Origin of the sequence: Idiomarina solivarensis, assembly GCF_033052755.1 — a bacterium.
Lineage (GTDB): Bacteria > Pseudomonadota > Gammaproteobacteria > Enterobacterales > Alteromonadaceae > Idiomarina.
The window spans coordinates 62,941-88,604 of record NZ_JAVFHZ010000001.1 but is presented as its reverse complement, the minus strand read 5'-3'; the positions used below and the strand labels follow the sequence as shown (position 1 = coordinate 88,604).

Here is a 25,664-nt window from a genome sequence, read left to right as displayed (position 1 = left end):
TGAATCAGTCAATGCCCAGAAAATTAGCATGCTTTAGTATAGCCACTCATGAAATTTGCAGATTCTTTACTTAACGCTTTCCTCTTATTACTCAGCAGTGATAACTTACGATCAACGTTGTAACTTACGCTTACCCTTTTATTAATATGACAATAACTGACTCAACTGAAGCCCGTTCTGCTCTTATACATTTCTTGCAAGAGAATGCACCTGTAACGGTTATTACTGGTGCAGGTATAAGTACCGACTCAGGTATTCCGGACTACCGTGATAGCAAAGGTGAATGGAAACGCACACCTCCGGTCCAGCATCAAGATTACATGCGCAGCGAAGCCGTCCGAAAGAGGTATTGGGCCCGCAGCCTGTTTGGCTGGCCGGTTCTTTACCACGCACAACCTAACTCTGCACATTACGCTATTGCTGAATTACAGAAGCAAGGGCTCGTTAGCAGCATCATTACCCAGAATGTGGATGGGCTTCACCAAAAAGCCGGAGCAACCAATGTTATTAACCTGCATGGATACGCCAATAATATGGTTTGTATGGGTTGTCGTCAGATCAGTCCGCGCCTTGATATGCATGAACGCTGCCTGACTATGAATCCTGAATTTGCAGCTCTTGAGGCAGCCGCAGCCCCCGATGGTGATGCGGACCTGGAAGCCGACTTTGAAAGGTTCAAAATTGCCGATTGTCTAAACTGCGGAGGTATTCTAAAGCCTGACGTGGTTTATTTTGGCGACAATGTTCCTCGACCACGTGTTGAAGAAGCTCAAAAAGCATTACAAGAAAGCAATGCTCTACTCGCTATAGGCACGTCGCTCATGGTGTTTTCCGGCTATCGCTTTGCACGACAGGCGTACCAGAACAATCAACCCGTAGCATTACTCACCCTGGGCAGGACGCGAGCTGATGATTTAGCGACTTTAAAGCTTAGTTGCGCTATTAAAGACGTACTCGTATCAGCGATTCGTAGCAACTGATGCATTACCGTTTCATTCATTTTCCGGGAAAGTGCCCGCCCTGCTATAGGCGGGCTTAAAAAGCAGTCAAAATTTAAAGTGTTAAAGCACTTTCAATATCACGATCTAAAAATATGTGCTCAAAACGGTGTTTGTATATCGTCTGCATTTCATTGGAAATTACCCCATTGCCAACATCGTTTTCGCCTCTAAAGTTCTTCTCAACTTTCAGTTTGGCATTACTGTCCAAAACCAAAACATCGACGTTATACCAAGAGCTATCTGAAAACGCATGATAGTCGTACTTCCATTCATTCAACGCGATAATAATCGATGGCTGGTTTTTTTCTGCTAATGCGTCTCTAATTCTTTCTATACTCATAGACGGGCTTGTCGAATAAAGCTCAGCTTTAATGCCCTGTTTGCTAAAACCCGCAACAAGCCTGTCACCTAAATAGCTGGTCATTGGCTGTGAACCCGGCGTATATTGGGAGTAAGGAATACCGAAATTGCTGCGGCTTAATCCTTCAAAACTAGGCGCTTTATCTCCATTAATAACGTATTCACGCTTATCAACCACAGCAATGGTTATCGATTTCAGATCAGCCGGCGCGTTAATTGCGGGAGCAGCCTGCTCAGCAGTCATTAACTGTGCACAGCCTGAAAGGTAAAGAGTGGTAATAGCTATCGCAATGAGTTTCCCTAACTTCAACATCGTTTTTCCTTAGTCAATAATAGTCGGCGCGAATAATACCCTAAATTGTTCCCTGGATGAACGAGCGAGATCAGGCTTTTATGAAATACCCTTTATTATTTTTGATAAGATACGCATTAAAATACGACTTCAAAATACGAAGAGGCAGGCATGAAAGCAGTGATACTCGATGCGGAAACCCTGGGCAATGGTGTAGATTTTTCAGCCATTGAGAAGCTAGTTGAAGACTTAGTCTTATATGATTCGACGACACCAGACCAGGTTGATGAGCGTATAAAGGATGCTGAGATTATTATAACCAACAAGGTTGTTATCAATAAACCAGCTCTTGAAAACGCCACGCAATTGAAGCTCATTTGTGTGTTAGCAACGGGCATGAATAACATTGATTTAGCCACCGCCGAAAAATTAAATATTCCGGTTAAGAATGTTGAAGCCTATGGCACACCAAGCGTTGCTCAGCACACTTTAATGATGATGTTGGCACTGGCCACTAAACTGCCGGTAATGCAAAAACGAGTAGCCGCAGGTGACTGGCAAAACTCCTCTATGTTTTGTCTGCTAGACCCGTCAACCATTCAACTAGCCGGCAAAAAGCTCGTTATCGTTGGCTCAGGGGAGCTAGGTCAGGCGGTAAAAACGCTGGCAGAAGCCTTTGGCATGACCGTTAAATTTTCAGCAAGACCAGGCAAAACCGATGACCCGCGCCCATCATTGAACGAATTGCTTCCCGACGCTGACGTCCTTTCTTTCCATTGCCCGTTAACCGATGACACTAAAAATCTACTTAACGCTGACAACCTAAAACGTTGTAAGCAAGAAGTACTTGTCGTCAATAATGCCCGCGGAGGGGTTATCAATGAGAAGGACGTTGCTGACGCACTCCTAGCTGGTAAAATTGGCGGTGTTGCGGCCGACGTACTGCCTCAGGAACCGCCGAAAAATGGCAACCCGTTACTGGACGCAATGAACGAAGGACTAAACCTTATTGTAACGCCACATAATGCGTGGACGTCACCTGAAGCGCGGCAACGGATTATCGAATTAACAGCCGACAACATTAAAGGTAGCAATCCAGACGATAATTAGAATTCATAGCTGAGTTCAAAGCGAACGGTTCTGGGCTCCATAACATGGTAATGCACATCTTCTACGCCAGCCACCGGTTCACCCGGCAGTCGCGACGCGTAGAAGTAGTCAATATCGTGATCATTGCTGTCAAAAACATTAAGTACCTGCATATTCATCGACCACGCGTCCCATTGTTTGCCCAGTAGAAAATTTACTACGGTTGAAGTTTGCGAACGTACAGAGTTATCTTCAACTAAGGGGCGCTCTCCCAAGTAACGAACCCGCACCGTGGAAAACCAGTTATTTTCGAAACGCTGCGTGACTCCAAACTGCAGAATGTCTTCCATTGCTCCGGGTATCTCTCGCTCAAGCACATTGCCGTCATCAAATTCAGCGTCAGTATAAGCGTATTCGAGATCAAAACTTAGCTGCTCACTGACGTTATAATAAGCTGCCAGTTCTATCCCTTGCCTTTTAGATGGCCGGCTTGCTTCGGTATTCCCGGCATCCCCGACAAACAAAAGTTCACTGTCCTGCTCTAGCGCCCAAAAAACCAGCGAGCTATTAAGCTTTCCGTTCGGACGCCAGCGCAAGCCAGCCTCGTAACCAAAGGTTCTGACCAGAGGATCAACCGGTTCAACCGCATTGCCACTATTGGGGTCAACACTGGCTACTGTGCCGCGTGCATCGTTCGAATGAAAACCTTGTCCGGCCGATAAGTAAACTTCCATATCGTTGTTCAGCAGGTAGGTCGCACTGCCTTTAAAAGACCAGAGTTCATCAGACGTCTCACCGTTATTGGCGTTAAGATCAACTCCATACCGATTAGTATCAATGAGAGAATTCACATCAAAGTTAAAATAGTCGTAGCGCAGAGAAACATTCGTTCTTAGTCGGCTGGTCCATTGATAGTCGTAACTGGCATACGCCCCCATATTCCACTCATTGACATCATCACTTCTAACCGCACCCAACCGCTCCCGCTGCTGCGAGTTGTACAGGCCAACTTCATTAATATCATCGTAACGCGTTGAAAACCCAAGCGTCAGGTTATTATCGGGATGCCAGCTTCCTGAAGCACCATACACTTTTCTGTCATCGACTTGCTCAAACTGATCGCCCTGTAGAGGGTTATCGAGATAATAAGTAAAGTTTGAAAAGAGCGATAACTCATAGTCAATAACATAGGCGGTTAATGCGTAATCTGCAGCGGTATAAATGGCATTTACGCTGTACCGGTGTGTTTTACCACCCAAGGTTTCATCTATAGAGCCTAACTCATCAATTAGGCCATTGTTTACCGCGCGGGAGGGAATTTGATCGGCGCTGTTCCATTCATTCTCGTATCCCATGGCGCCTAGTGTCAGCACGCCCCCGTCGGTGCGGATGCTATGCCGTAGTATTCCGTTAATTTTATTTACGTCTTCTTCAATATCGGTCCAGGGTCCATTATAAGTCTGATATTCAAGTGCATACAGCGTACTGCTGCGGCTGCTCTGCGAGATACTGTCAGCCAGTAACATTCTTTGGTAAGCGTCTTCTCCCAGGCTGACTTTGGCAAGGCCCTTTTTCCGACTCATCTGCGTACTGAAGCCCACACTTCCGGCGCCGGAAAAATCTCCTACATCGCCGTAATAAGAGCCTTTTTGATAGGCTATCTGATCAACCAGCTCCGGAATCAGAAAGTTAATATCGGTGTAACCATGCCCATGGCCATGAGTTGGCATATTAACCGGCATACCATCAACGTAGGTCGCAAAATCGGTACCATGATCAAGGTTAAAACCACGTAAAAAGTACTGGTTAGCTTTACCACTGCCACTATGCTGAGTCGCGCTCATTCCCGGAATCAATTCCATCAATTCGCCGGTACGCAACATGGGCCGAATTTCAATTTCCGCCTGGCCTAAAACGCCTTCAGAAGCCGACATCGCCTGCCCAAGCAAATTTGCCTGATGCCCTGAAATCAAAATCCGTTCGATTCCATCATGGGCTGCTACTTGAGAAGTCCCGAGTAAAGCGCCAGACACAACCAAAGAAACCAGCGTGCGTTTAAAAGCCATCATTAACTAAATTTTCCCTGTCAAAATTTTGCAGCAGTTTACCTTAAACGCATAATTCTATGTGTGAATTTGAGAGAAATAGGTGGAATCCATCGACAAAATTAAAAGCTAGAGCCCGGCTGCTTGAGGAATTCTTCTTCTTCCGGCGTCGATTGACGTCCCAATACGGCGTTTCGGTGCGGATAACGGTCAAATTGATCAATAATGTCTTTATGTTTCACTTCAAACTTATAGTTATTTTCAAGGCCGGGCTGGTCAAATAGCTGCATAGCTTGCTCATGAATAAGCGTTGATTCGCTGTGCATATAGGGCATGTATAAAAATGCTTTTTCGTTTGTGTTTAATGATTCATCTGCGTTTTCTTTGACAGCCTCCTGCGCCAGCACCAGAGCCATGGGGTCCTGCGAAAAAGCACGAGGTGTGTCGCGGTAAATGTTGCGCGAAAACTGGTCCAGCACAATAATTTCTGCCAAGCGTCCGTGTGCTGTCACTCTCCATTTCCAGCATTCTCCTGCCGCTGCTGCATTTAGGGTGCTTGAAAACCGTTCTTTAATGGCCTCATCCAGTTGGTCACTTTTGGCAAACCATTGTTGGTGGGTCAGCTCTTTGAACCAAAAATCGATAACATCTTCCATTTTAACGACCATGTTAACACCCTCTATTAAAAACAGTTCTTAACAATACAAATGATAATGGTTTTCATTATACTTATTTATATGGTGTAATACCCACCTGTTAAACGTTAATAACTAACCAAAATTATTATGAAAACACGATTCAGAGACAGCATGAACTGGCTTCATACCTGGGCCGGTTTAGTCGCAGGCTGGATACTCTTCGCTGTCTTTTTAACTGGGACATTAGCCTATTTTCAGGACGAAATTACTCAGTGGATGCAGCCCGAACTAAAACAATACGCCACCCCGGATGAAGCCGTAAAACAAGCTCAAAATTTTCTCCAAAATCGCGCGCCCAATTCATCACGCTGGTCTATCACTTTACCCAATGATCGTGCCACCACAACAATACTTTTTTGGCGAGACCCAAACGCTGGCGGGCGCGGTTTCAAGCGTGCTGCGCTTGATGGCAACGGCAACGAGGTTGCTCTTCGCGATACGCGGGGTGGAAGCTTCCTTTATCGTTTCCATTTTGATTTGCATTATATGCCCGTATTCTGGGCTCGCTGGCTGATAGGAATATGTGCCATGTTTATGCTGGTCGCTATTGTTACCGGCATTGTCATTCATAAAAAAATATTTAAGGACTTTTTTACCTTTCAGACCGGCAAAGGTCCCCGAAGCTGGCTTGACGGGCATACGATAACGTCAGTATTGGCACTACCCTTTCATTTTATGATTACTTACACTGGTCTAGTAACGCTGATGATAATGTACATGTCATCAGCAATATCGCTTAGCTTCGGAGATCGCGGTGCGTTTTTCCAGGCATTGGAATCACAAGTTCCTGCGCCACAGGTTAGCGGTCAAACCGCGCCATTAACCAACTTACAAACACTTTATTTCAATGCCCGGGAATCTATTGGTGATAAACCCATTAGCTTCATTAGTGTTGTGAACCCAGGCGATAAAAATGCCACCGTCAGTTTTCATGAAGCGGCCACCTCGTCGCTCATGTCCAATTATTCAACTCTGACTTACTCAGCAGTGAGTGGCAAGCTGCTTAGCGCAAAACCCGTACTAAATAATGCAGAGCTAACCCGGCGTACAATGATAGGGCTACATGCAGGCCGCTTTGCAGGCATTCAACTACGCTGGCTTTATTTCTTCTCTGGTATTCTTGGCACGTTAATGGTCGCTACCGGCTTAGTATTATGGTTTGAGAGTCGGAAGAAGAAATTGAAAGCGATGGAAAAATTATCTTTCGGTCATCATTTGGTAAGTGGCCTGAATGCGGGCTTTATTATGGGACTCCCCTTTGCCGTTGCCGTTTATTTTCTGAGCAACCGGTTACTTCCTGTCAGTGCAGACAACCGCGCTGAGTTGGAAATCAGTTGTTTCTTCTTCGCTTGGTTGTTCATGGTTTGCTATCCCCTGCTGAGAGGGTCCGAACGGACCTGGAGAGATGGCGCATTATTCAATGGAATTACCTTCCTGGCGCTGCCCGTTGTCAGCGTCTTTACTGTTGGTCGTCATATCTTTAACTATCAGTATCCTCGAGACTGGCCACTGCTAGGCATTGATATTAGCTTGTGGGTGACCGCTCTAATATTTTTGGCACTTACCAGATACTTATTCAGGAATAAAACGAGAATGGAGAGTGGAAAATGACAGCTGGAAATTCAAAGACATCTGCGCTGACTAACGCAATGGTGGGTTACCGAATTCTGCTGGCAGCTATCGGCGGCTTCCTTTTTACTCTTATCGTTACCGTATTTACGCCTGAACTGCTTGTTTGGCTTTGGGGCTGGAATAAGGCTTCAAGCTTAATGTGGATGATGCTGCTCAGTTTCGCCGTCTACTGTGCTCTGATTATGTGGATTATTGCAACGAAAAAACTGCTGAAAATCACGCTGATACTGCTGATTCTCGGAGGTGCTATGTCCTTTGGTTTTGTACAACTGCAATCACAAAATATGGCTCAAAATACCCAGAGCGAGGTGTCCCAATGATAGCCCTGCTTATGTGGCTTTTTAGCATTGCCGGATTCTGGCTGCTGTGTATTGTAACTGCACGTCACCGTAAGCTGTTTAATTTAAACGTCATAAGTTCAAGCAGAGAACGCGTTTATAAATTGGCTGGGTTCACGTTGTTAGCATCTGGGCTAGCCTGCACCGTTTTCATGCCCAATGCGGTCGATGCACTATTAGTTTGGTTCGGGGTCCTGACTTTCTCGTCGTTGATTATTTCCGGACTGTTAACCTACAAACGACAACATAAACACCAAGCATAAAGAAACGGTGCTACCTATTGTGTTGTGTTGACCAAAAGGTAATTGAACAAAAAGCCACAATAGCCAGTGTGAACAAATACGGTGACTGGGCCATAAAACTCCTTACCGGAGCTAAAATTTGATCGCCTGACATTACCCATAAGACTGCAGACACCAGTAGCGCGCTCAGGGTGGCCAGAAAGACAAGAATGCCGCGCTTTTTCTGTGATTTTCTAATAACACTCAGCGTATCGTGGGTAAAATTTTCATCAACTAAGCGACTTTTATAGCTGAGAAGATCATTCAAAGGATCCTGTTCGGGCGCACTCATGAGGCTACCTCCTGCTTGTTTTTAGGTGAGCTGAAATATCAACCAACTTTTGCTTTCCACGGGCAGTATGAGATTTGACCGTACCCAACGGCAGGTCAGTAATAGCGACAATTTCCTGATGACTCATCCCCGCACTTAAGGACAAGGTTAAACAGGTACGCTCCGCCACTGAAAGTTGACGCATAAGGCGCTCCACCATAATATCACTATCAATAGAGCTGGTTGGCCCCGGCAGAAACGGTAAAGTGTCGCCAGCTACTTCATTATGGCGATGAGATTTACGCTGCTCATTCAAAAAGCTACGGTACGCAATGCTGTGCAGCCAGGTACTAAAACTGGCGTCTGCGCGGAAGCTTTTCAGGTTTTTGTAGGCGCGTAAAAACACCTCCTGCGCTAAATCGTCAGCCAGCGCATGGTCGCCCGCCGTTAATCGTCGCAGAAAGTGCCGCACCCCATTTTGGTGCTGCCGGACCAAGGTTGCAAATGCATGTTGATCGTCGCGGGCTATCACCCGCGCAATCAACGCTCTATCATTCATCGTTAGTTAAGTAAGCCGAAATTAAGAAGGCAACGCCAATAAACACCGGGAATACCCCGAACATAACGCCGACATCCAAGTCACCCACTGACCACCCGGCCACTAAACAGGCCAGCCCGGCTGACACCAAAACCAGACCTTTACGACGGTCGCCATGACGACTACTGGGCGAAGTGCCCAACTGCCCTAAAAGCTCCGAAGTTAGTGTGCCTCCGTTTTCCAGATGCTTTTGTAAAGTTAACTGCAAGTGCTTTTTATGATGAGCCGATAAAGCCAGGCCCACAATAATAACGATTGAAATACTCAGCATGGCTGTAATTGGTACCCAAAGATCGGACATAACGCCCCCTATTGTTGTTAAATTATTTTACTTACACAGTATTAGACACAACAACGAATGCCTTTGGATGCAAAATTTATGGCAGTGGCTGATACCCTTTCCAGTCCGGTACCAACGGCTGTTGTTCACCGTCAAATTCAAGCGTCACATAGTGATTATCCACCAAATCGACGCACAAGTAGTCGTCCACCGCCAGTAAGTCGTCTTTATGGATTTGCTCAGCGTCCGCTAATCCGGCTTTGGAAACTTGTGCGCGAGCCAGTTGCTTTGCGGATTGTGGTGAGTCAGCGACCACCACAGTAAAGTCATGATACTCGGCCAGCTTGTTCGGAAAATAACCACCGAAGTTAACGAAATACAAGCGTTTTTCCGCAGGTTTCTCAGGCGCTTTAGAGGTAAGTTGAATGCGGTAGCCATCCACATGGTGCAAGTGAACGAAGCTGTCCAGGTGTAATCCTTTTTGCGTACCGAACCACCCTTTTCGAATAGTCTGGTAGGTATCTTCCATGCGCTGCCCCACCACAAAGCGAATATCATGCAGCTCAATGTTTGCCCCGGGTGCCGTACCGCCTACATACACTAAAAACAATTTGTTATCGGTTCCGTTCATTGTTTTGCCTTACTCATTGCCAATAAATCGGAACCGTGGTACGTCATCGCCGTCAATCTTTACCATTTCCGCGAACATATCAAAGGGGCGAACCCACAGCTTTTGTTCACCGTAAAGAGGTTGATAAAGCACCATCCACTCTTCTGTTTCGCTGTGGCGAGCAGTATCAATAACACGGTAACGCCCCCCTTTATAGTGTTCGTAAATACCCGGCTTTATGGTCATGTTGGTTTATTCCAATGCTTTTAGTTACTAAGGATTTGTGAATACACTTCATCTATTCTCCCTACCATACAAACATTTTAGAACTCGACACAAATTTTACCGAAGTGTTTACCGGACTCTTCATAACGGAAAGCATCCGCCAGTTCTTCCATTGCAAAAGTTTTATCAATGACAGGTTTTACACCATTGGCTTCCAGAGCCCGCACAAAGTCTTTCTGATTGTCACGACTACCAACAATTAAGCCCTGTAAACGCGCCTGTTTTGCCATTAACTTAGCGGTTGGCACTTCACCTGCACTTCCGGTTAACACACCAATTAAAGCAATATGTCCGGCAATAGCCACAGCGTTTATTGACTGCGGTAAAGTACCAGGCCCGCCCACTTCAATCACATGATCCACGCCGCGCCCGTTGGTAAGTTTGCGAACGGTTTTGCCCCATTCCTCATCTTCTTTGTAATTGATAAGATGATCCGCACCCAACTGTTTATAGTGCTTGAGTTTGTCATTAGAAGACGAGGTGGCAAACACAGTGGCTCCCAGGCTTTTTGCTAACTGGCAGGCAAAGACAGAAACCCCGCCGCTGCCTAGTACCAGCACCGTGTTCCCCGGCTTAATGTTGCCATCTACAACTAACGCGCGCCACGCCGTTAATCCGGCCGTAGTGAGGGTTGCTGATTCAGCATGACTGTAGCCTTTGGGCTGGTGCGTAAAAAATTGAGTAGGCCGCACCACCACTTCACGAGCGTAACCATCAATGCCATCACCCGGGGTGGAGCTAAAATCGCCGACTGGAGCAGGACCATTTTGCCATTGCGGGAAGAAGGTTGAAACGACATTATCTCCTACTTCAAACTCGTCTACGCCGTCACCTACGGCTTCAACTACACCGGCTCCATCAGACATTGGAATACGCCCGTCTTCGGGAGGCATAACACCAGCCGCAACGCCGTAATCATGAAAGTTAAGTGAACTGGCCTTTACCTTTACTCGAATTTCACCCGGACCTGGCTGACCAGGATCATCTATTTCGGTAACCTGAATGTTGTCCAGTCCAAATGGCTTTTTGAGTTTTAGTGCTTTAATTTTGCCGGTCATATTCTTTCTCCTTTAACAGATAATTTATAAGCCTGAGCGTCTCTAAAACAAAACCGTGAGACACTAGCTTTGCCTAAGAAATTGCTCCTCATGCAAGATACGTTGTATGTGCCATGATAGCTCACACCAAATAACTGACCAAAACTAACAACACAAATAACTACAAGGCTAATCCAACAGCGTTCCTGGCTATAATCCCGCTTTAATCGACTTAACTATGTACCCACATAAACTGGTTTCGTTCCGTAAGTAAGTTCTCCCAGATTTGACAGATCCCGATTATCAAATAACACTTAAGGTAAGTATTTAATTTTGTTGTAAATGGAGGTAGTTATGAATGCCGAGCAATATTTAAACGATTTTCTTATCAATCGACTACCCGATAACCGCTCACTGCCAGAGTTCTATGATGCTGCCGGAGAGCAAAAAGAAGAGCTTAAGCAGTTAGCCAGTGAAATAGTTAAACTTCAGACGGAAGCTGCCACGCCAGCTGACCACACTCGAACACAATCATACGATGCTCTTGCTCAAGAGCGAGAAAGTATTGTTTCGAATATGGAGCTGGCCGGAAGTCGAACCGAGCGCGAATCGCGCGAGCGACGCCTAGATGACATTCAGCGTGAAATGGAAACCGCCAGCCAGGCGGGCAGCGCTGAGGAAGCCGAAATTGGCGAAAAGTTTAGTCGACTTGAGCGTATTACTGATAATGTGATTGAAAGGATGTAACTGGCTTAAAATAGGTATTGTTAAACGTGTAAAAAAGCCGCTCATTTGAGCGGCTTTTTAATGGAATTGTTGGAGCTGGCGGGAGTTTAAAATTTCATATAACCAACTGTTTATATTGATCTTTTATAAAAATACGATTAAAAAGGAATACAACTAGGAATACATAAGCTTTTGCTTACTAGTCGTATCAGGTATTACAAACATCCGCTACCGCACCAGCTTAACAACCGGTTTAAGACACTGTGAAAATACTGGATTAACTATAAGACGTTACCCTATTTTTCTTAATGGCTACACTTTCCGCTTTCGGTACGAAGTACATAATTCAGTTTGAAAAAACGCCCTTATCAAAGCAAACGAGTTGCCTAATCCCGCTTTGTGCCAGGAGCGGACGTTGACGTTTTAGCTGCGCAAATGGAGTTCAGCGAGTATCTTTTCCAGCACAGGAACCAAATTAAAAGTTGACCGCACATTATTTGACTAAAGCAAATGGACCGCAATTAACGTCATGGTGGCTTGTATCAGCATGGATTACTGTAGAGAAATGCTCTGCGAAAAAAGCACTTTCTGTTGACCCTGATCCACAATATTGTTTTATCAGAGGAACGATTGTGGCAGCAGCGTTAACCAATAATGGAACTATATTGAAGAATACTCGAGATTCCTCTAAGTCATAGTAGCTTGAATATTCTGGAAACTTCTCAGTATCAAGGTACTCGCGAATTGCAATACTAGTGGACTTCCGTATTCGACTCTCATTTGGCGGCATATTGAGAAGAAACTTTAAATCACTCCAAGACATATATACATCAAAAGTATCTGCACCTTCATCTGGGGTCACAAAGTCAACTAGTACATAACGTTCCATGCGCTGAACATATTCGGCTTCTTGTGTATGGTATGTATAAAGAGTTCGAATCCGGTTTGCTTTGTTGTGGTGTCTAGCGTTACGTATGGCTAAAACAATGGCTAGAGGAGCTGATTCATACCAGTTTATTGGGTGATTATCCAGTTGCTTTTCTATAGCATCATAGAGGCTATGAAATGCGTTTAGCACTGAAGATAGGGCATTTTCAATATTTCCAATCGCTTCAGCTCTATCAATCAGGAGAAGGCCGTCTTGATTGGCTCTGAAATCGGCTTCCAACAGAACCCGAAGGCTTTGTGCTAACTCTTCAAAAGCATGTTCTATGGCTCTGTTATACAACTGAACTCTCCCTGCCTCCAAACGCCGGTCAGCATGCGATGTGGGATGAGGCAAAGCCTCAATATATTAGGCATCGTCGTGCTCGGCATTTTTATATTTCCAAACTCTTGAACACGTGGCTCAACTCTTTAAACACCTTGATACGACCTGAGAGTATTACTTCGCGCCACTCTTGAATTTCATCCACCGACATCTCGTGATCGCCAATGAATGCTTTCGAATAAAATTTCGTCAGTTCTTCACCATATTTCCGAACTAAATCCTGAGCTTCCTGCTCACCCATTAACAAAAGCTTTGATTCAGCGCTGGCTAGCACCTTATAGGAATTGAACAGCTCTGTGCGAACTTGGCGAAGCTCTTGCTCCAATGTTTCGTTTGGAGACTTCCCATTGGCACGCTTTCGTGTCCAATCAAGAATTCGCGCCCAGTAATTAAGGGAAATATGAGAAAACTCCTCAACTTCTTCAGCAACTTGACTGATGGCGCCACGCTTTCTTTGCGTTGCCTCTAGGCTCTTATCCGATACATGCTTATACCGAGTGACAGCATATGTTGCGATGCCGCTGATTGCAGCGCCTAGGCCAATCTTTACTGCTGTATCAACGATGTCTAGCCAAGTAGCGGCCAAAGACTACCTCCAATCAAATATATAATACCTTTAAATTATGCCTGCACACCTCGGAACTCGCTACAATTGGTAGTATTCGGTTCCTAATTTACTGTTCAAGTCAGCATTCGTGCGCCTGCAGGTCTCGAGCCAACAGAGACAAGTTGAGCATGCTCACGCACAATATCCAAACTGTTTGGAATGTAATTGAGAATAAACAACCTAAATGGACAACACAATGATAGAACACACGATGTAGCAGTGATAAGTGTGCGGTGCCTCATTGGCTTCTTCACGCTTCCCATAACAAGGAAACGAGTCAATCTTTAAATTAGTCAAAACGCAAAGGTCCGCTGTTCGCTCACAGCGGACCTTTAAATTTGAGCCGCTAATTTCCCAAAGGGCACGTCGAAAAGTTAAGTCTTAAGAATACCAGCCGCGCTTTCAATAACCTCTTTAAGCTTCGAGACGCCACTTTCGTCACGAAAGCCATGATCAAGCTTCGGTATCATTAATAAAGTGATGTTAGATGCGCCCTCAGCAATAATATTTTCAACCTCATGCTTGGTTCTATCGGGATCCACGCTTTTATCTCCAGTTGATTGTGCTATAAGCACAGGCGCGTCGATTTTTTTGAGCGGTTGGAGCAAGTCTCGCTCCAAAGCGTCCTTCCAGAAAGCATAGCCATGACCACTTACTTCAACCGGAAACGGCTCATTGCTCTCCTTAATCTGCGCTACAAATTGTCTGAAACCATTTAAAACCTTATCAAGTTGCTCGGCAGGAACAGTTTGCTGAATGCTGAATTCCACATCATGCTGAAAGCTGGATGACCCCGAGTTCAATGCCAATACAGCGTGCAAGTCTGAAATTTGTGCGGCTACTCCTAACGCAATGGAGCCACCTTCACTGCCGCCAGCTAGAGTGATTTTGCCGTAAGAATGCTTCAGAGCCTCGATAACTTGAACCCCATCGCTAATTCGTTGTGCCATAGTATCGTGCTTTAGATATTTGGTGGGGCAGTCATCTCGTTCTCCGGAGGAGTAGGATAAGCTATTATCGATGCCATATTTTTCGATGGTCAAAAGCGCTGAACCCGGAGCAAATTCTTGCCATATTTTATTTACCGACTCCATATGTCGGACACTGTTGCAGTCCGAGCCTTGGAAAATAACAAGCAAGTTTTCGGTTTCTGCGTTATCTAAGTAATAACGAATTTCAGTTCCATCACTACGGTAATACTTTTCATCAGCATAGGCTGCGGGCATGGCTAAAAAACTTAACGCTAAAATTAGTAAATAGGGCTTCATTACGCTTTCAACTGTTTGCTAATAAAGCTATTTAGTTGCGATTAGAAAGAAAAAGTTCATACATACCAGTCGCTACTGGCAATAGACAAGTAGTCCGCTTTGAGCGAAGATCGGACGTTCACTCCGTAACAGGCAATACGAACCGTTTTATACATCTTTAGCGTGTGCGTGGTTGGCACTTCATTGTATTAACCTATAATTTCAATAACTCTACGTAGCACAGGAATGCACTGAACCGCTTCATCACCCCGTTCTAATTGTGCTGAGGCAGTATCTACTTTACTGTATGATTTAAGATAATTTTTTTAGTCTTACTAGTATTGCTATACATGCTTGGCCTCGATTTATAACCTATAAGGTAGCGTATCTTGCAAGGTCTCGCTAAAAGCTGTTATTTGTAGAAACAATACAAAGCAGAAATGGTCGCAAATGAGCAAATACGAGATTAAGGGAAACTTATCCGAAAGACAGATCGAGTCAGATGTTTCACGCTTTTTTGGGTGGATATCAAAACACTCTCCATACCGTCTTTTGGCTATAGATGAGCAATTGACCGGAGCCGACAAAAAGTTTTATGACTCTGGATTCGCATTCTTAATGCAGTTTAAAGTTTCTAAAGGGTTGGAACCCGTATCTAAAGTCACGCCTTCAACAAGAAAAAATAGAAGCGCTCTAGAGTCCGTGCGGGAATTTCGTCAAAAACACGGCTTAGAGGATGACCCTACTCTGTATTTTGGTTTGAGGGCAATGTCTAAAAATGCATCTGACTATCAGCACAACATTTTGATGGAATATGCCAACCAGCAATATTCGCAGGCATTTTATGTTGCGCCATTACACCTAGATAAAGATGATTACGATAACAGTCTATTCGATTCAGCAAATAGACTTCTTACACATCCTTATGATTATAGAAGCTATAAATTGTTCAGAGGGGGTTGGGTATCTCATGTCGGAAATGTTCCTTTTCTAAATGAGCATGTATCAATTGTTCCTCACGAGAGAGTAACCACACACAAGCATTACTACTCTTTTTCAGCTACGGGTTGTGATATTGGCTGGCACTCTCCAGAGGTTATATCCGAAAAACCAAATCGGTTAAGTGATGTTCTTAGGAAAGAGATTGATATCTGCATAAACGAAAATAGGTTACTGAATTTGCGCGAGCTTGCTGAAAAACTGGTGAAAGGTTACGACCAAAGCGATTGGCAGAAAAATGATGAACCTTTGGAACGAATACAAACCTGGGCAAGGAAAATCCATGAGCAGCATCGAATTAAGGTGTTCCTGTTGTTGGTAAATCGAGACGTGTCAGAGCATTTTCGTGAACTATAGGCATAACAAAGCGCTGTTGTCGGACAGGTTTTCCGCTGCGCTAAAAACCAGCCGCATAGCGCAGCTTTAGTATTGTTAAGAGGAAGTGTATTTGAGTATAACTCATGAAACTAAATTTTTCGGTGACTTGGTAAGCCTTGATTGTTACGTACAAGACTTATTATTGATACTTGAGAAAACAGAAAGTATTGAGCTTGGTCGTAGCTCTGACAGACTTGTTTTTGACTGTTTTCCCGATGTAACCCGAAAAAGCCATATTGTTACTGTTCTAATTGTTCTCGAACGGGAATTCTCTACATTTTGCAACCGGCTTAAGTTAGCAACCGATCAGCCACTAAAGTGGAACGACCTAAAAGGTAGTGCTATCGAAAGATTTAGTAAATATTGCTCGACAGTTTGCGGTATTCCGGTACCAGAGAATTTATCGAATTTTCAAGACGTTAAAGGATTAATCGAACTAAGAAATTGTATCGTTCACAATGATTCGTGTATTGAGGGATTTCCCAAAGCAACTGTAATAAAACAATTAGCTTCTCGGTACGATGGAATAGACATAGACAATGGGTATATAACCCTTAGCCATGATGCCTGTATTGGGCTTACAGTCGTTGCTTTCAACTTTTTAGAAAGTTGGTATCAATCGGCTTTGAATCACTTAACCACATCACACTAACAAACTGTTTAAGAGTAATTCGCAAGGCATGGCATTTTCATTCCATCATTTGATTTTATGTTTAAAGTGGCATGGTTAAATTTTCGTGGTGGCGTTATTCTCTAACCTAACGCAGCGTTACCACTGCCTGTTTATGGCACATAACGGAAAGAAAGTTGGGCTAACGGGGCGCAGTGTAAAACTACGCCCTCTTGTTTAAAGGTTAAGTTTGATGGCTAGTTACCAAACGACTGCTCGCTGTTTACCGAGTCTTCGGTATTTTGGCCAGGGAACTGCCAGGTGAAGTCTGCGTATTCAACGCCAGAGCCGAACAGTTGTAATGAATGCCCAACAGCTGTGCTCGCTGACTCAGAAACACCGATATCTTCAGATACAAGCCCTTCAGCTGCGCCATCTTTGGCGCGAATAGAGCCCTCGTAACTGATAAACTGCACAGCCTGACCTTGTGCATCGACCAGCGCTATACCATCAGGAGAGCCGTTTTGCAGACCCGTAAAGGCGCTTGTTAACGTGCCAAAACCATTTTGCTGGTCAGCGATAATACCCGCTAGATTAATGGCTCCATAGACACGCCCATTGCTACCATTATAACCAACCAGACTCCAGCCACTCAGGTCAACGCCTGCAGTACCCGCAACCTCTATGAACTCACCACTATCGCTGCCGTCATTGTCGTAATGAAATTCGTTAATCCAAACCACCGGGTCGGCAGGCGCGTTAGGGTTCACGAAGGCTTGGTCAGTATTAACGGAGCCAGCGCTGGCCGACTGTGGCATTTGCCAGCTAAAGTCTGTGTATTGGCTACCGGAGCCTGTCAGCTGCAGAGAGAAGCCAATTGGCGTAGAAGACGATTCCTCAACACCGATATTCTCCGATGCTATGCCAGCCGCCGCACCGTCCGTTGCCGTGAAGCTGCCTTCGTAACTTAAGAATTGAACCACATTGCCTTTCGCATCAATTAACGCAATACCATCGGGAGATCCATTCTGTAAGCCACTAATCGCATAGCTTTGTGTACCAAACCCGTTGTTTTGCTCCGGTAAAGTACCGATTAAAGATTCGGTATGGTAAGCACCGCCACCATTACCGTTGTACGCAACCAATTGCCAACCACTTAGATCAGTGCCAGCAGTACCGGCAACCTCAACAAACTCACCTGTATCACCACCATCGTTGTCGTAGTGAATTTCATTGATCCAGACTGAGCCTCCGGTAGAGTCTCCGCCCTCTGCTATAGCTGATACCTCACCACTATAAGCTGATTCATTAGCAGAGGTATCAATAGCAGTCACGACATAAGAATAGGTAATACCTGCCGTTGCCGAGCTATCATCAAAGTTCGCGGTGGTCACTAAGTTACTATTGAGCCGAGTATAGCCTGTTCCCGAGTTAGTGCTGCGATAGACATTATAACCCGCTAAGTCAGCTTCGCTGTTAGCGTTCCAGGTTAGAGTAACGTAACCGCTGCCAGCTGATGCACTTAAGTACGTCGGTGCACTCGGCGCTGTCGTGTCGCCCGTCCCACCACCATCACTGCCACTGCATACGCTTTGGAATACGCAGTCAACGTATTCCGGATGATCGATAAACGGGTTTCGGTTGCCTTGTTGAGCATAAATAGCGTCGTTACGGCGGCGCTCAAAATCATCCACGGGATCCTCGCTGTGCCACTGTAATAGCACCGATTTTAATCCCATATAAGCCACCGAGATGTTGGTACCTTGATTGGATTGATCGATTAAATTGCGGTCGTCAGTAAGGATCAAGTCAGGTTCGCTATAACCGGTTACGCCATGGTTTCCGCCTTCATAGCGTACCGCCATATACATCAACGCACGGGCAACATCACCGCGACGACCAGACCAGGTTTCCCATGTTCCCGCCGAATAAGAGCCGCCTGTCCAGTTTGATTGGCTTGAACTGCCTCCGCGATTATTGTTGTACTCCGTTGGCTTTTCCGAACAAGCCGATGAGCAATTTGCGTAAGGTTTGTTGCTGCGGCTGGAGTTATAACCGCTATCCGAAATAAATAAGTGGTGAGCATCTGTATAGGGGTAATTAGAGCTGCCATCCGAAGGAAAGCCATAGGACTTTGGCCAGCTGTGCTCACGATTATAATAGCTGTTACCACCACCCTGCTTGATGTAGCTAGCGTTTCGATAAACATCGATCACATTATTGGAGTTATCCGGATCTTCATCGGCTACTTCTAGTATATCCCAGGTATCGGTACTGCTTGAGGTATAGGGGAAGCGTTGGTGGTCATCAATAATAGTGTGAAGTGACTGGCGCAAGGTTTGGGCATTACTTTGGTCGACGCTATTATAATAGCCCGTTGGAGGCTCTGCACTACTTGAAAATGAAACGGCAAATAAACACGATAGAGTCGCTAGCGTTCGCGTCAGGTTGCCTAGGGTAGACGAATTTTTCATCGAGTTACCTATTTTGTTTTTTTATAAGTTTTTGGTTTGTACATCGAGTGTTTATCGCAACGTTTGTACGAAAACGCGTACAATTTAATCAGGTTTAGATTAATGTTGCATGACAGTTGTGAAAAAAAAGTTAAGTGAATTCGCTGAAAAGGGTTTGTGATTTGCCACCTATTGTTTGATATTTAAAAGCAATAGGTGGAGTGGATCGGGAACCATCGACGATATCGCCTAAAAGTTCATATAAACGCTCCGACCAAATAGTACTGAAACAACTGCTATTCGGGCTTCTCAGTATCGTCATTCTTTGTCGAGGAACTGTTTTCGGCTGCAATCCGCTTATGCCCTTCCTCCAACGTCTTTAGTTGCCTATGATGTTTAAGGTATTCTTCCACCGACATACCAAAGCTAGCATCGAAAAGCATAGTTAGAGCCTCTTCAAGCCTTTCGAGCCGTATACGATGCTGTTGCTTTGTGAATTTTCCCTCCTTTGCTTTCCTAAGCTTCTTATTTTCCTCTAAAAGATTCTCATACTTTTCTCGCACACGCATTTTCACTGCGGGCTCAAAGCTCTCGCTCAAATTAAGTAATTCAATCAGAGCCTCCTTATTAGTAGCTTCGTAATCAAGGCCATGCTTGAAGTCTTCGAACCTGTCTTTGTCCCGGCGGCTAACTGAAATAGGTATAGCAACTATCCTATCCCTTTCCGCCTTATTTTCCTCTCTAACTCTATCTCTGATCGCTCTGCTTCCTCTTTTCCAATAAGAGTTTAAGTCTAAACTTGTTTCGGGGGTGCTTAATAAAGCAGCAACTTTTTCAGATGTAAGCAATTGGTCACTTTTTACTGAGCCATGTAAATCGACATGCGATCGGGTCGGATATTTGTCGAGAAAGAGCTCGAGCCATCGATAAAAAAGGACACGATTTTTAGGACTTACAAAGCTAAATTCTTTGGCAACGTGCTGGTCGATCAAATCGAACTTTTCATCGTCGCGATCAAAATCTAGATCTATTTCCTCTGCCGCAACTCGCTCGAGTGATTTCGATTTTCGACTCATGTATCTCTCCCGGCTTCTTCTATTAGCCATCCAACGACAACTCGAAAAAAACATATGTGACTATATATAACGACAAAACAACATTAAAGTGACATTTGATATTATTCAGTTTAAGGTATACCTAATAGCAACAACATTAATGTCGTTTATGAATAACCATAAGTCAGTATCCGTATTAACGAACGAGTATCCCATATCTCTAAAGACAAAACACCTACTTATAAATTTAATCGAGTGGGCCAACGAAAATAACAAGCCCCGCTTTGTTTTGACCACGGAAAAGCGTGCGGAAAACCTGCAGTTTCAGAGTAGCGACATTGGCGTATATGTAAAAAATAACTACCATGCGGAATTAACTGAGTTAGTGACGCAAGAGTACTTAGCCACGTCAAACTTATCGAAAGAAGATGGCAGAGTTAGTTTTTCTGTTACCGATTTTGAAACCGACGCATCCAATCACAGACCGCCATTTTCGGAGATGGCGATAAAACTGATAACCTCTAATCGAGATGACACAGCCGACCTTCTGAATGTCAGCCAAGATAAGCTCGATGATACAGAGAACTTTAAAGTCGTAAGCAAAGGACAAGCACAGAAAAGTAATAGGATTGGTGCGGTTCGGTTTATGCGTCCGCAACAAATAACTTTTGGGACCCTTCTTTGCCGAGCCAATGAATATGGAGTAATCAAGACTGAGCATGGTGAACTCGCTTCATTGTTAGGTATTACAACCAAGACACTGAGAAGCCACCTTTCACAATTTCAGAAGCTAGGCCTACTATCCGAATACGTCGGAGGGTTCGTTGGAAGCAGCTTAATGGGGAAAGCGAAATCAACCTTGATTGTAAAACCTGATATCGTTGTTAATAACTATAAGCTAGGTCGTTTGAATACCGAAATAACCCTATGCGACAACCCTGTAAGGCAAACCATATCCTTACTGCTTGATCTAGCAGCACTTAGTAGTAGTAGCCACATACTGACCGTTCTTAAAGGTCTATCAAGACAGCAAGAAATTAAGCACGCTATACCGCAGGAGTTAACGAATAATGGTTTTTCCATGCTCCGCAAGCTGTTTAAGGCCGAGCCTCCCATTGGGGACCGACCCTACAAACATTTCTGTTTCTTAATTGAGGAAGTCGTCATAAGTGAATTAAGGCGTTCTGGCTTTCCCCATTCAGACTCGGCAAAACCAAAAGATAACGCCTCTAATGCGACATTAGATGATCAACACGCTTTGTTCGTCGATGCTATCTCCAAAATGGTAACTGGCCCACTAACTAAAAGCATGGGATATCACAAGGCCAATAAAATAAGTGAGGCGGTCAGCTACTTTATGGCTAATGCAGCAATTGACCTATTCAATAAAATCCAAAGTGCAGTTCGAAATAGCCAACAATTTTCAGGCACGCCTAGTGACGAACTAAGACAAAAAAAATTCATGCTATACCCGGCGAGTAAGAACTTCTTTTCTTCATCCCAAAGTTTGTTGGTTGTCGATTGAGTACCCTCACCGTTGCAGTTAAGGCTATTGATATTTAATCAGAATCACAATATACGCGGAATGCGCATGACTTCACACGTTACACCGGGGAAAATTACGATGCTTGATGTATGTAATAATTAATATACATATAGAGTAAATGTATAAGCCACTAGAGCAGCAACAAAGCTGTTCATTAAACAATACCAATAAAGTTTTACATGGCTGACTACTTGTATGACACATAACCAATCATACGAGGAATAGTCATGAACAGAAGACCCCCTGATAATACAAACCTTAGGTTGACCTACGGGAGTTTCTACAACGGTTTAAGAGTCTACAACTACAAAGGGCCCTTAGCTATTAACTACCTTGAGTCAATTGAGCAAGTTCTAGCAAAAGCGATGGATGATTACGCAAGAGTCCTTGTAGTACGCTTTGACTTAAGATTCCCGATAACTGCTGAGTATGCATTTGAATCAGACTCCATTACTCGGTTTTTCGAAGCATTAAAGTACCAATTTTTAACAGACAGAAAACGACGTTTAATTAGCTCGAATCGTGCCCACCGTTGTACCCTTAGATATATCTGGTGCCTAGAGCAAGAAGGTTCGGAGAAGCCGCATTACCACGTTGCGTTGGTTCTGAACGAAAGTTACTTTGGAACACTCGGTAAGTACAGAGGTAGCGAGACAAGTCTGGCGTGTTTTATTAAGAAAGCCTGGGCAAGTGCGTTAAATCTGAATGTCTTTGAATTGGCTGGCGGTGTATATTTCGTAGATAACGCCAGCTACCACTTGCTGCGAAATGAGGGACGAGCTTCAATGTCTTACCAGGATGCGTTTTATCGCCTCAGTTATTTTGCAAAGCTTAAGAGCAAACATTACGGAGATAGCAGAAAATCATTCAACTGTAGTAGAAATTAGTAAAGTCTGGACTAGGTACTAAAGATTTCAGTGACAGCATAGGGTGGAGTATTAAACCACCATAATTGAAAAACGCCTCTAGAGAGATGGTTAAACAAACGATAAGCTAATGCCACTAAACCCAAGTACCAACAACTATTGCAAAGTTAAACAATTGGGGGCTCAATGCAAATAGTTTTCACCACTCTAGCAATTTTCTCTCTAATAGCTGCTGTCACTGTCGTTATTTACAACGTATCATCCGCAGTGCCCCTTGCTCTAGCCCTCAGCTTTATATTTCCTTTCATTGCGCTTATCCATGCGAAATGGACTAGGTCGACTAAAGGGATAGCACTAATTCTCTTCGGAGTTTTTTGGTCTAGTGTTTTTGCTGATGGATTGAAGCAACTACTCCTCAACAGGGAGCTATTTACTCAGTACTCTGGAATTTTCATGCTGTTACAAAGTTTAGCTATCTACTCTTGTGCTGGTGCAGGGGGAGGAGTGCTAGCTTCTTATGCGGATCAGTTCTCTAAAGATGGAGAAAGAGCCGATATAAAACTTATAGACAATTCCGGAAAGTTTAAGCATTTATCAAAGCAAATCGAGTCATTAAGAAAACGCTTTACGATAGTATTATGGTTTCTCTCTATAATTCTTGCGATACAATTACTCCTCTTTTTAAATTAATACTCGATGAAGAGAAAGAGTGCGGGTATATACCGCACTAAATTTCTAACTCAACAAAGTCCCTATCAACGTCTTCCTGCGTAATGCCAATGTAACGCAAGGTAACCGCCTCATTACTGTGCCTAAGCATCTTCATAACCCGTGCAAGGTCATTGGTGTTTTTGTAGAGATGGTAACCTCGCGTTTTACGCATTGAGTGCGTTCCCAGATCTAAGCCCACTTCTTCACCAATCATTGAGATAGCGCGGTTCACATACCGGCTGCTCAATGGCCTGGGTGACTGGTTAAGCGACCAACGGTTCCGATAGGACTGAAACAAGTAAGTATGGTCAGGGTGCTCCGAACGTATCCGTTCAATAATCGTTCTAGCTTTTTCGTTGAGCTTGATACTTGCTAACTTACCGGTTTTGCTTTCCCTGAGAACTAATCTATCCCCTTGGATATCGCTAAATCGAATTGACAGTAAGTCAGAAATACGTAAAGCTAAGTTTAAGCCAACGTTCCAGATATCAGATATCTGCTGACCGTAGGTTTTTAGAAGAAGATGGCCAATAAGCTTCACCTGGTCCAAGTCCTTCACTGCTTGTACTTCAGCCATGGTTAAGTTTCCTTATTTTTCTATGGTTTCGGAATGACAACACTCCATTTTTAGCCCTCGTTTTACAAGGGCTACTAAGTGCTGATATGACTACAAACGGAACAGCTTTTTAAGGTCCCGTTCTAGACGAAAAGCTTTGGTTAAATAATCGTACACCGACCTCTTCCAAAGCCGCTCTAACGCTCTCAACAACGTCAGGTTCGATCGACAAACCATTGGCATACACACCTTTATCGAACGTTAAAACAGCTCCGTACGCTTTCGCTTTGGACGCTGCCCGCTTAATGCCTTCACTATCAACCGCAGAGTCATCAGTGATGTGATAACGGATTTGGTAGGACGTGATGACATAACCCAGCTCATCGAGCAGGAGCAGGCCCAGTGGGCTTGCTGACATAGCGTTAGGAAAGTCTGACTCTGACCTTAAGCATCCAGTATTTTGCTGGCGCTCTCGCAGTTGCGGTAAAAGCGCTAATGCAGTTATTGCTGCCTTAATTCCCAGCACTACCCACTTTCTCGATGCCGGTGTCTTAAATATTGCCGCCATAAAGGTTTACTCCAGTATTTGGTTACAAGTGAATTAGCGCTAAAGAAGACCGCGCTCAGAGAATGACACGCACTCTTTGCCGACAACGATGTGGTCTTTCACCTCAACGCCGATAACAGCCAGGGCCTTTTGCAGGCGCTCCGTCAGGCGGATGTCCGCATTGGAAGGCTCAGGCTCTCCCGAAGGATGGTTGTGTGACAGCACGAGTGACGACGCTTTCGTTTCCAGTGCAGCTCGAACCACTTCCCGTGGGTACACACTGGCCGCATTGATGGTGCCGTAGAACAGTTCGCGGTACTCAATGAAGTGACCCTTTTCATCTAGGAAGATGATGCTGAATACCTCGCGCTCGTAGTGCGCCAGCTTATACGTCAAAAAGTCCTTAATGACGTTCGGGTTGTAAGGCTCTTTGCCTCGTAAGTGACGCTCTTCCAGGATCTGGCTGGCGCGATGAAAAACGTCTCGCTCAGCTTTATTGTTGGCTGATGAATAACAGCCTTTATCAAGTGTGTGCATTGTTAACCTCCTAATTTGGTAAATGCACAGCAGTGATATAGGTCTGAAATCTGATGGGCTCTTAACTATCGCAATAAAACATTACGGCTCCGACCGATGCTTTGAAAGCAAGCACGATCAATCAACACAACAGAAACTTGGAGTCATCATGTATAACCCTTTTACCTTTGACGCAGAGCACATTGCACTCATTCACAATCACTTTCACGACAACCCTTACTACATTAAAAGGGATGCGTTGGAGTCTGCAGTAAAACAAGCGTCCAACGAAATTTGGAATAACTCGACATACGGAGCTTTTGAAGCAGCAGGCGTTTACGCGTACCAGCTCATTCGCTCAAACGCTTTTGGTAGACAAAGCGGTGATACGGCATTGGTCTGCGCCCTACTATTCCTTCGGCTATACGGTCACGGTTTTGTCTGTACACAGCAGTACCTTTACAATTTCGTCGAGCGACACGCAGACCATGAAACGATGGCTATCTGCCTTTCCGGTGCTTATGCAGGAGCTGAAAGCTATGTTGAATCTCTCCATCTTCAACGGCCTCATGTGCCTATGGACATTGCTGATATAGCTCTCGATGAAGACATGACTGTGTCGCTTACTGCCGCTATAAAAATGGCTTATGACGTTAACGGAGACTACGGGGCTTCCCAAAAAATAAAGAAACCTAGGCTAGGTGGCCGCAGACGTTGGATTAGATTGGTCGATTTATAAAACTCAGGATGCAAAACGGCT

The 25,664-nt window shown here is 44.5% G+C and carries 29 protein-coding genes; 12 read left to right on the top strand and 17 right to left on the bottom strand.

What is annotated here, in order from left to right; translation table 11 throughout:
* Positions 1 to 146: 146 nt before the first annotated feature.
* Positions 147 to 980, top strand: a complete 834-nt coding sequence (locus RBK99_RS00395) for an NAD-dependent protein deacetylase (protein WP_317502668.1) — start codon at positions 147 to 149, stop codon at positions 978 to 980.
* Positions 981 to 1,053: 73 nt separating this feature from the next.
* On the opposite strand, the gene RBK99_RS00390 is transcribed toward RBK99_RS00395, so the two are convergent.
* A complete protein-coding gene (locus RBK99_RS00390; protein ID WP_317502667.1) occupies positions 1,054 to 1,674 on the bottom strand; it encodes a hypothetical protein in 621 nt (206 codons plus the stop codon).
* Between the two features lie 150 nt (positions 1,675 to 1,824).
* Between RBK99_RS00390 and RBK99_RS00385 the strand changes: the two genes are divergently transcribed.
* On the top strand, positions 1,825 to 2,763 hold the full coding sequence (locus tag RBK99_RS00385; RefSeq protein WP_317502666.1) for a D-2-hydroxyacid dehydrogenase: 939 nt from the start codon (positions 1,825 to 1,827) through the stop codon (positions 2,761 to 2,763).
* Here the strand turns inward: RBK99_RS00385 and RBK99_RS00380 are convergent.
* Entirely contained in the window at positions 2,760 to 4,811 is a 2,052-nt protein-coding gene (locus RBK99_RS00380) for a TonB-dependent receptor (protein WP_317502665.1), read from the bottom strand. The genes RBK99_RS00385 and RBK99_RS00380 overlap by 4 nt on opposite strands.
* Positions 4,812 to 4,909: 98 nt before the next feature.
* Positions 4,910 to 5,455: a DUF924 family protein gene (locus tag RBK99_RS00375; protein ID WP_317502664.1), complete on the bottom strand. Its 546-nt coding sequence runs from the start codon at positions 5,453 to 5,455 to the stop codon at positions 4,910 to 4,912.
* Positions 5,456 to 5,596: 141 nt separating this feature from the next.
* Here RBK99_RS00375 and RBK99_RS00370 point away from each other — a divergent pair, with 141 nt between their 5' ends.
* From RBK99_RS00370 to RBK99_RS13510, 3 genes are read left to right on the top strand one after another with little or no spacing between them, the layout of a single operon-like run.
* Complete coding sequence (locus tag RBK99_RS00370; RefSeq protein WP_317502663.1) at positions 5,597 to 7,096, top strand: PepSY-associated TM helix domain-containing protein; 1,500 nt, start codon at positions 5,597 to 5,599, stop codon at positions 7,094 to 7,096.
* Complete coding sequence (locus RBK99_RS00365) at positions 7,093 to 7,437, top strand: hypothetical protein (protein WP_317502662.1); 345 nt, start codon at positions 7,093 to 7,095, stop codon at positions 7,435 to 7,437. The genes RBK99_RS00370 and RBK99_RS00365 overlap by 4 nt, the downstream gene beginning before the upstream one ends.
* Entirely contained in the window at positions 7,434 to 7,718 is a 285-nt protein-coding gene (locus tag RBK99_RS13510) for a DUF3325 domain-containing protein (RefSeq protein ID WP_411161959.1), read from the top strand. Before RBK99_RS00365 ends, RBK99_RS13510 begins: the two co-directional genes overlap by 4 nt.
* A 10-nt stretch (positions 7,719 to 7,728) precedes the next feature.
* On the opposite strand, the gene RBK99_RS00360 is transcribed toward RBK99_RS13510, so the two are convergent.
* The 6 genes from RBK99_RS00360 to RBK99_RS00335 all read right to left on the bottom strand — a co-directional run bounded on the left by RBK99_RS00360 (position 7,729) and on the right by RBK99_RS00335 (position 10,838).
* Positions 7,729 to 8,028, bottom strand: coding sequence for a hypothetical protein (locus RBK99_RS00360; RefSeq protein ID WP_317502661.1), 300 nt, complete (start codon positions 8,026 to 8,028; stop codon positions 7,729 to 7,731).
* A 4-nt stretch (positions 8,029 to 8,032) separates the two neighbouring features.
* A complete protein-coding gene (locus RBK99_RS00355; RefSeq protein WP_317502660.1) occupies positions 8,033 to 8,566 on the bottom strand; it encodes an RNA polymerase sigma factor in 534 nt (177 codons plus the stop codon).
* Positions 8,559 to 8,906 (bottom strand): DUF6249 domain-containing protein, encoded by a 348-nt coding sequence (locus tag RBK99_RS00350; protein WP_054487214.1) that lies wholly within the window; start codon positions 8,904 to 8,906, stop codon positions 8,559 to 8,561. The genes RBK99_RS00355 and RBK99_RS00350 overlap by 8 nt, the downstream gene beginning before the upstream one ends.
* Before the next feature lie 76 nt (positions 8,907 to 8,982).
* Positions 8,983 to 9,516, bottom strand: a complete 534-nt coding sequence (locus tag RBK99_RS00345; protein ID WP_317502659.1) for a DUF1543 domain-containing protein — start codon at positions 9,514 to 9,516, stop codon at positions 8,983 to 8,985.
* Positions 9,517 to 9,525: 9 nt separating this feature from the next.
* Positions 9,526 to 9,741, bottom strand: a complete 216-nt coding sequence (locus RBK99_RS00340; protein WP_317502658.1) for a DUF1653 domain-containing protein — start codon at positions 9,739 to 9,741, stop codon at positions 9,526 to 9,528.
* A 77-nt stretch (positions 9,742 to 9,818) separates the two neighbouring features.
* On the bottom strand, positions 9,819 to 10,838 hold the full coding sequence (locus RBK99_RS00335; protein WP_317502657.1) for a zinc-dependent alcohol dehydrogenase family protein: 1,020 nt from the start codon (positions 10,836 to 10,838) through the stop codon (positions 9,819 to 9,821).
* Between the two features lie 333 nt (positions 10,839 to 11,171).
* Between RBK99_RS00335 and RBK99_RS00330 the strand changes: the two genes are divergently transcribed.
* A complete protein-coding gene (locus RBK99_RS00330) occupies positions 11,172 to 11,564 on the top strand; it encodes a hypothetical protein (RefSeq protein WP_317502656.1) in 393 nt (130 codons plus the stop codon).
* 472 nt (positions 11,565 to 12,036) lie between these two features.
* On the opposite strand, the gene RBK99_RS00325 is transcribed toward RBK99_RS00330, so the two are convergent.
* The 3 genes from RBK99_RS00325 to RBK99_RS00315 all read right to left on the bottom strand — a co-directional run bounded on the left by RBK99_RS00325 (position 12,037) and on the right by RBK99_RS00315 (position 14,688).
* Positions 12,037 to 12,771: a hypothetical protein gene (locus RBK99_RS00325; protein ID WP_317502655.1), complete on the bottom strand. Its 735-nt coding sequence runs from the start codon at positions 12,769 to 12,771 to the stop codon at positions 12,037 to 12,039.
* A 91-nt stretch (positions 12,772 to 12,862) separates the two neighbouring features.
* Positions 12,863 to 13,399: a hypothetical protein gene (locus RBK99_RS00320; RefSeq protein ID WP_317502654.1), complete on the bottom strand. Its 537-nt coding sequence runs from the start codon at positions 13,397 to 13,399 to the stop codon at positions 12,863 to 12,865.
* A 395-nt stretch (positions 13,400 to 13,794) separates the two neighbouring features.
* Positions 13,795 to 14,688 (bottom strand): acyl-CoA thioester hydrolase/BAAT C-terminal domain-containing protein, encoded by an 894-nt coding sequence (locus tag RBK99_RS00315; RefSeq protein WP_317502653.1) that lies wholly within the window; start codon positions 14,686 to 14,688, stop codon positions 13,795 to 13,797.
* A gap of 429 nt (positions 14,689 to 15,117) precedes the next feature.
* Between RBK99_RS00315 and RBK99_RS00310 the strand changes: the two genes are divergently transcribed.
* Positions 15,118 to 16,023, top strand: a complete 906-nt coding sequence (locus tag RBK99_RS00310; protein ID WP_317502652.1) for a hypothetical protein — start codon at positions 15,118 to 15,120, stop codon at positions 16,021 to 16,023.
* A 91-nt stretch (positions 16,024 to 16,114) separates the two neighbouring features.
* Entirely contained in the window at positions 16,115 to 16,696 is a 582-nt protein-coding gene (locus tag RBK99_RS00305; RefSeq protein WP_317502651.1) for a hypothetical protein, read from the top strand.
* 215 nt (positions 16,697 to 16,911) lie between these two features.
* On the opposite strand, the gene RBK99_RS00300 is transcribed toward RBK99_RS00305, so the two are convergent.
* Together RBK99_RS00300 and RBK99_RS00295 are read right to left on the bottom strand one after the other, a co-directional pair.
* On the bottom strand, positions 16,912 to 19,128 hold the full coding sequence (locus tag RBK99_RS00300; RefSeq protein WP_317502650.1) for an endonuclease: 2,217 nt from the start codon (positions 19,126 to 19,128) through the stop codon (positions 16,912 to 16,914).
* Between the two features lie 275 nt (positions 19,129 to 19,403).
* Positions 19,404 to 20,183: a hypothetical protein gene (locus RBK99_RS00295; protein ID WP_317502649.1), complete on the bottom strand. Its 780-nt coding sequence runs from the start codon at positions 20,181 to 20,183 to the stop codon at positions 19,404 to 19,406.
* A gap of 88 nt (positions 20,184 to 20,271) precedes the next feature.
* On the opposite strand from RBK99_RS00295, the gene RBK99_RS00290 reads away from it, so the two are divergent.
* From RBK99_RS00290 to RBK99_RS00280, 3 genes are all read left to right on the top strand, one after another.
* Positions 20,272 to 21,687: a hypothetical protein gene (locus RBK99_RS00290; RefSeq protein ID WP_317502648.1), complete on the top strand. Its 1,416-nt coding sequence runs from the start codon at positions 20,272 to 20,274 to the stop codon at positions 21,685 to 21,687.
* A 248-nt stretch (positions 21,688 to 21,935) separates the two neighbouring features.
* Positions 21,936 to 22,595: an inovirus Gp2 family protein gene (locus RBK99_RS00285; RefSeq protein ID WP_317502647.1), complete on the top strand. Its 660-nt coding sequence runs from the start codon at positions 21,936 to 21,938 to the stop codon at positions 22,593 to 22,595.
* Positions 22,596 to 22,760: 165 nt separating this feature from the next.
* On the top strand, positions 22,761 to 23,264 hold the full coding sequence (locus RBK99_RS00280; RefSeq protein WP_286822725.1) for a hypothetical protein: 504 nt from the start codon (positions 22,761 to 22,763) through the stop codon (positions 23,262 to 23,264).
* Between the two features lie 37 nt (positions 23,265 to 23,301).
* Here RBK99_RS00280 and RBK99_RS00275 read toward each other — a convergent pair whose 3' ends face one another.
* The 3 genes from RBK99_RS00275 to RBK99_RS00265 all read right to left on the bottom strand — a co-directional run bounded on the left by RBK99_RS00275 (position 23,302) and on the right by RBK99_RS00265 (position 24,925).
* Entirely contained in the window at positions 23,302 to 23,862 is a 561-nt protein-coding gene (locus RBK99_RS00275) for a tyrosine-type recombinase/integrase (protein ID WP_317502646.1), read from the bottom strand.
* Positions 23,863 to 23,971: 109 nt separating this feature from the next.
* On the bottom strand, positions 23,972 to 24,409 hold the full coding sequence (locus RBK99_RS00270) for a hypothetical protein (RefSeq protein WP_317502645.1): 438 nt from the start codon (positions 24,407 to 24,409) through the stop codon (positions 23,972 to 23,974).
* Positions 24,410 to 24,448: 39 nt separating this feature from the next.
* A complete protein-coding gene (locus RBK99_RS00265) occupies positions 24,449 to 24,925 on the bottom strand; it encodes a JAB domain-containing protein (RefSeq protein WP_317502644.1) in 477 nt (158 codons plus the stop codon).
* A gap of 148 nt (positions 24,926 to 25,073) precedes the next feature.
* Here RBK99_RS00265 and RBK99_RS00260 point away from each other — a divergent pair, with 148 nt between their 5' ends.
* Positions 25,074 to 25,643 (top strand): death-on-curing protein, encoded by a 570-nt coding sequence (locus RBK99_RS00260; protein WP_317502643.1) that lies wholly within the window; start codon positions 25,074 to 25,076, stop codon positions 25,641 to 25,643.
* Positions 25,644 to 25,664 lie beyond the last annotated feature (21 nt).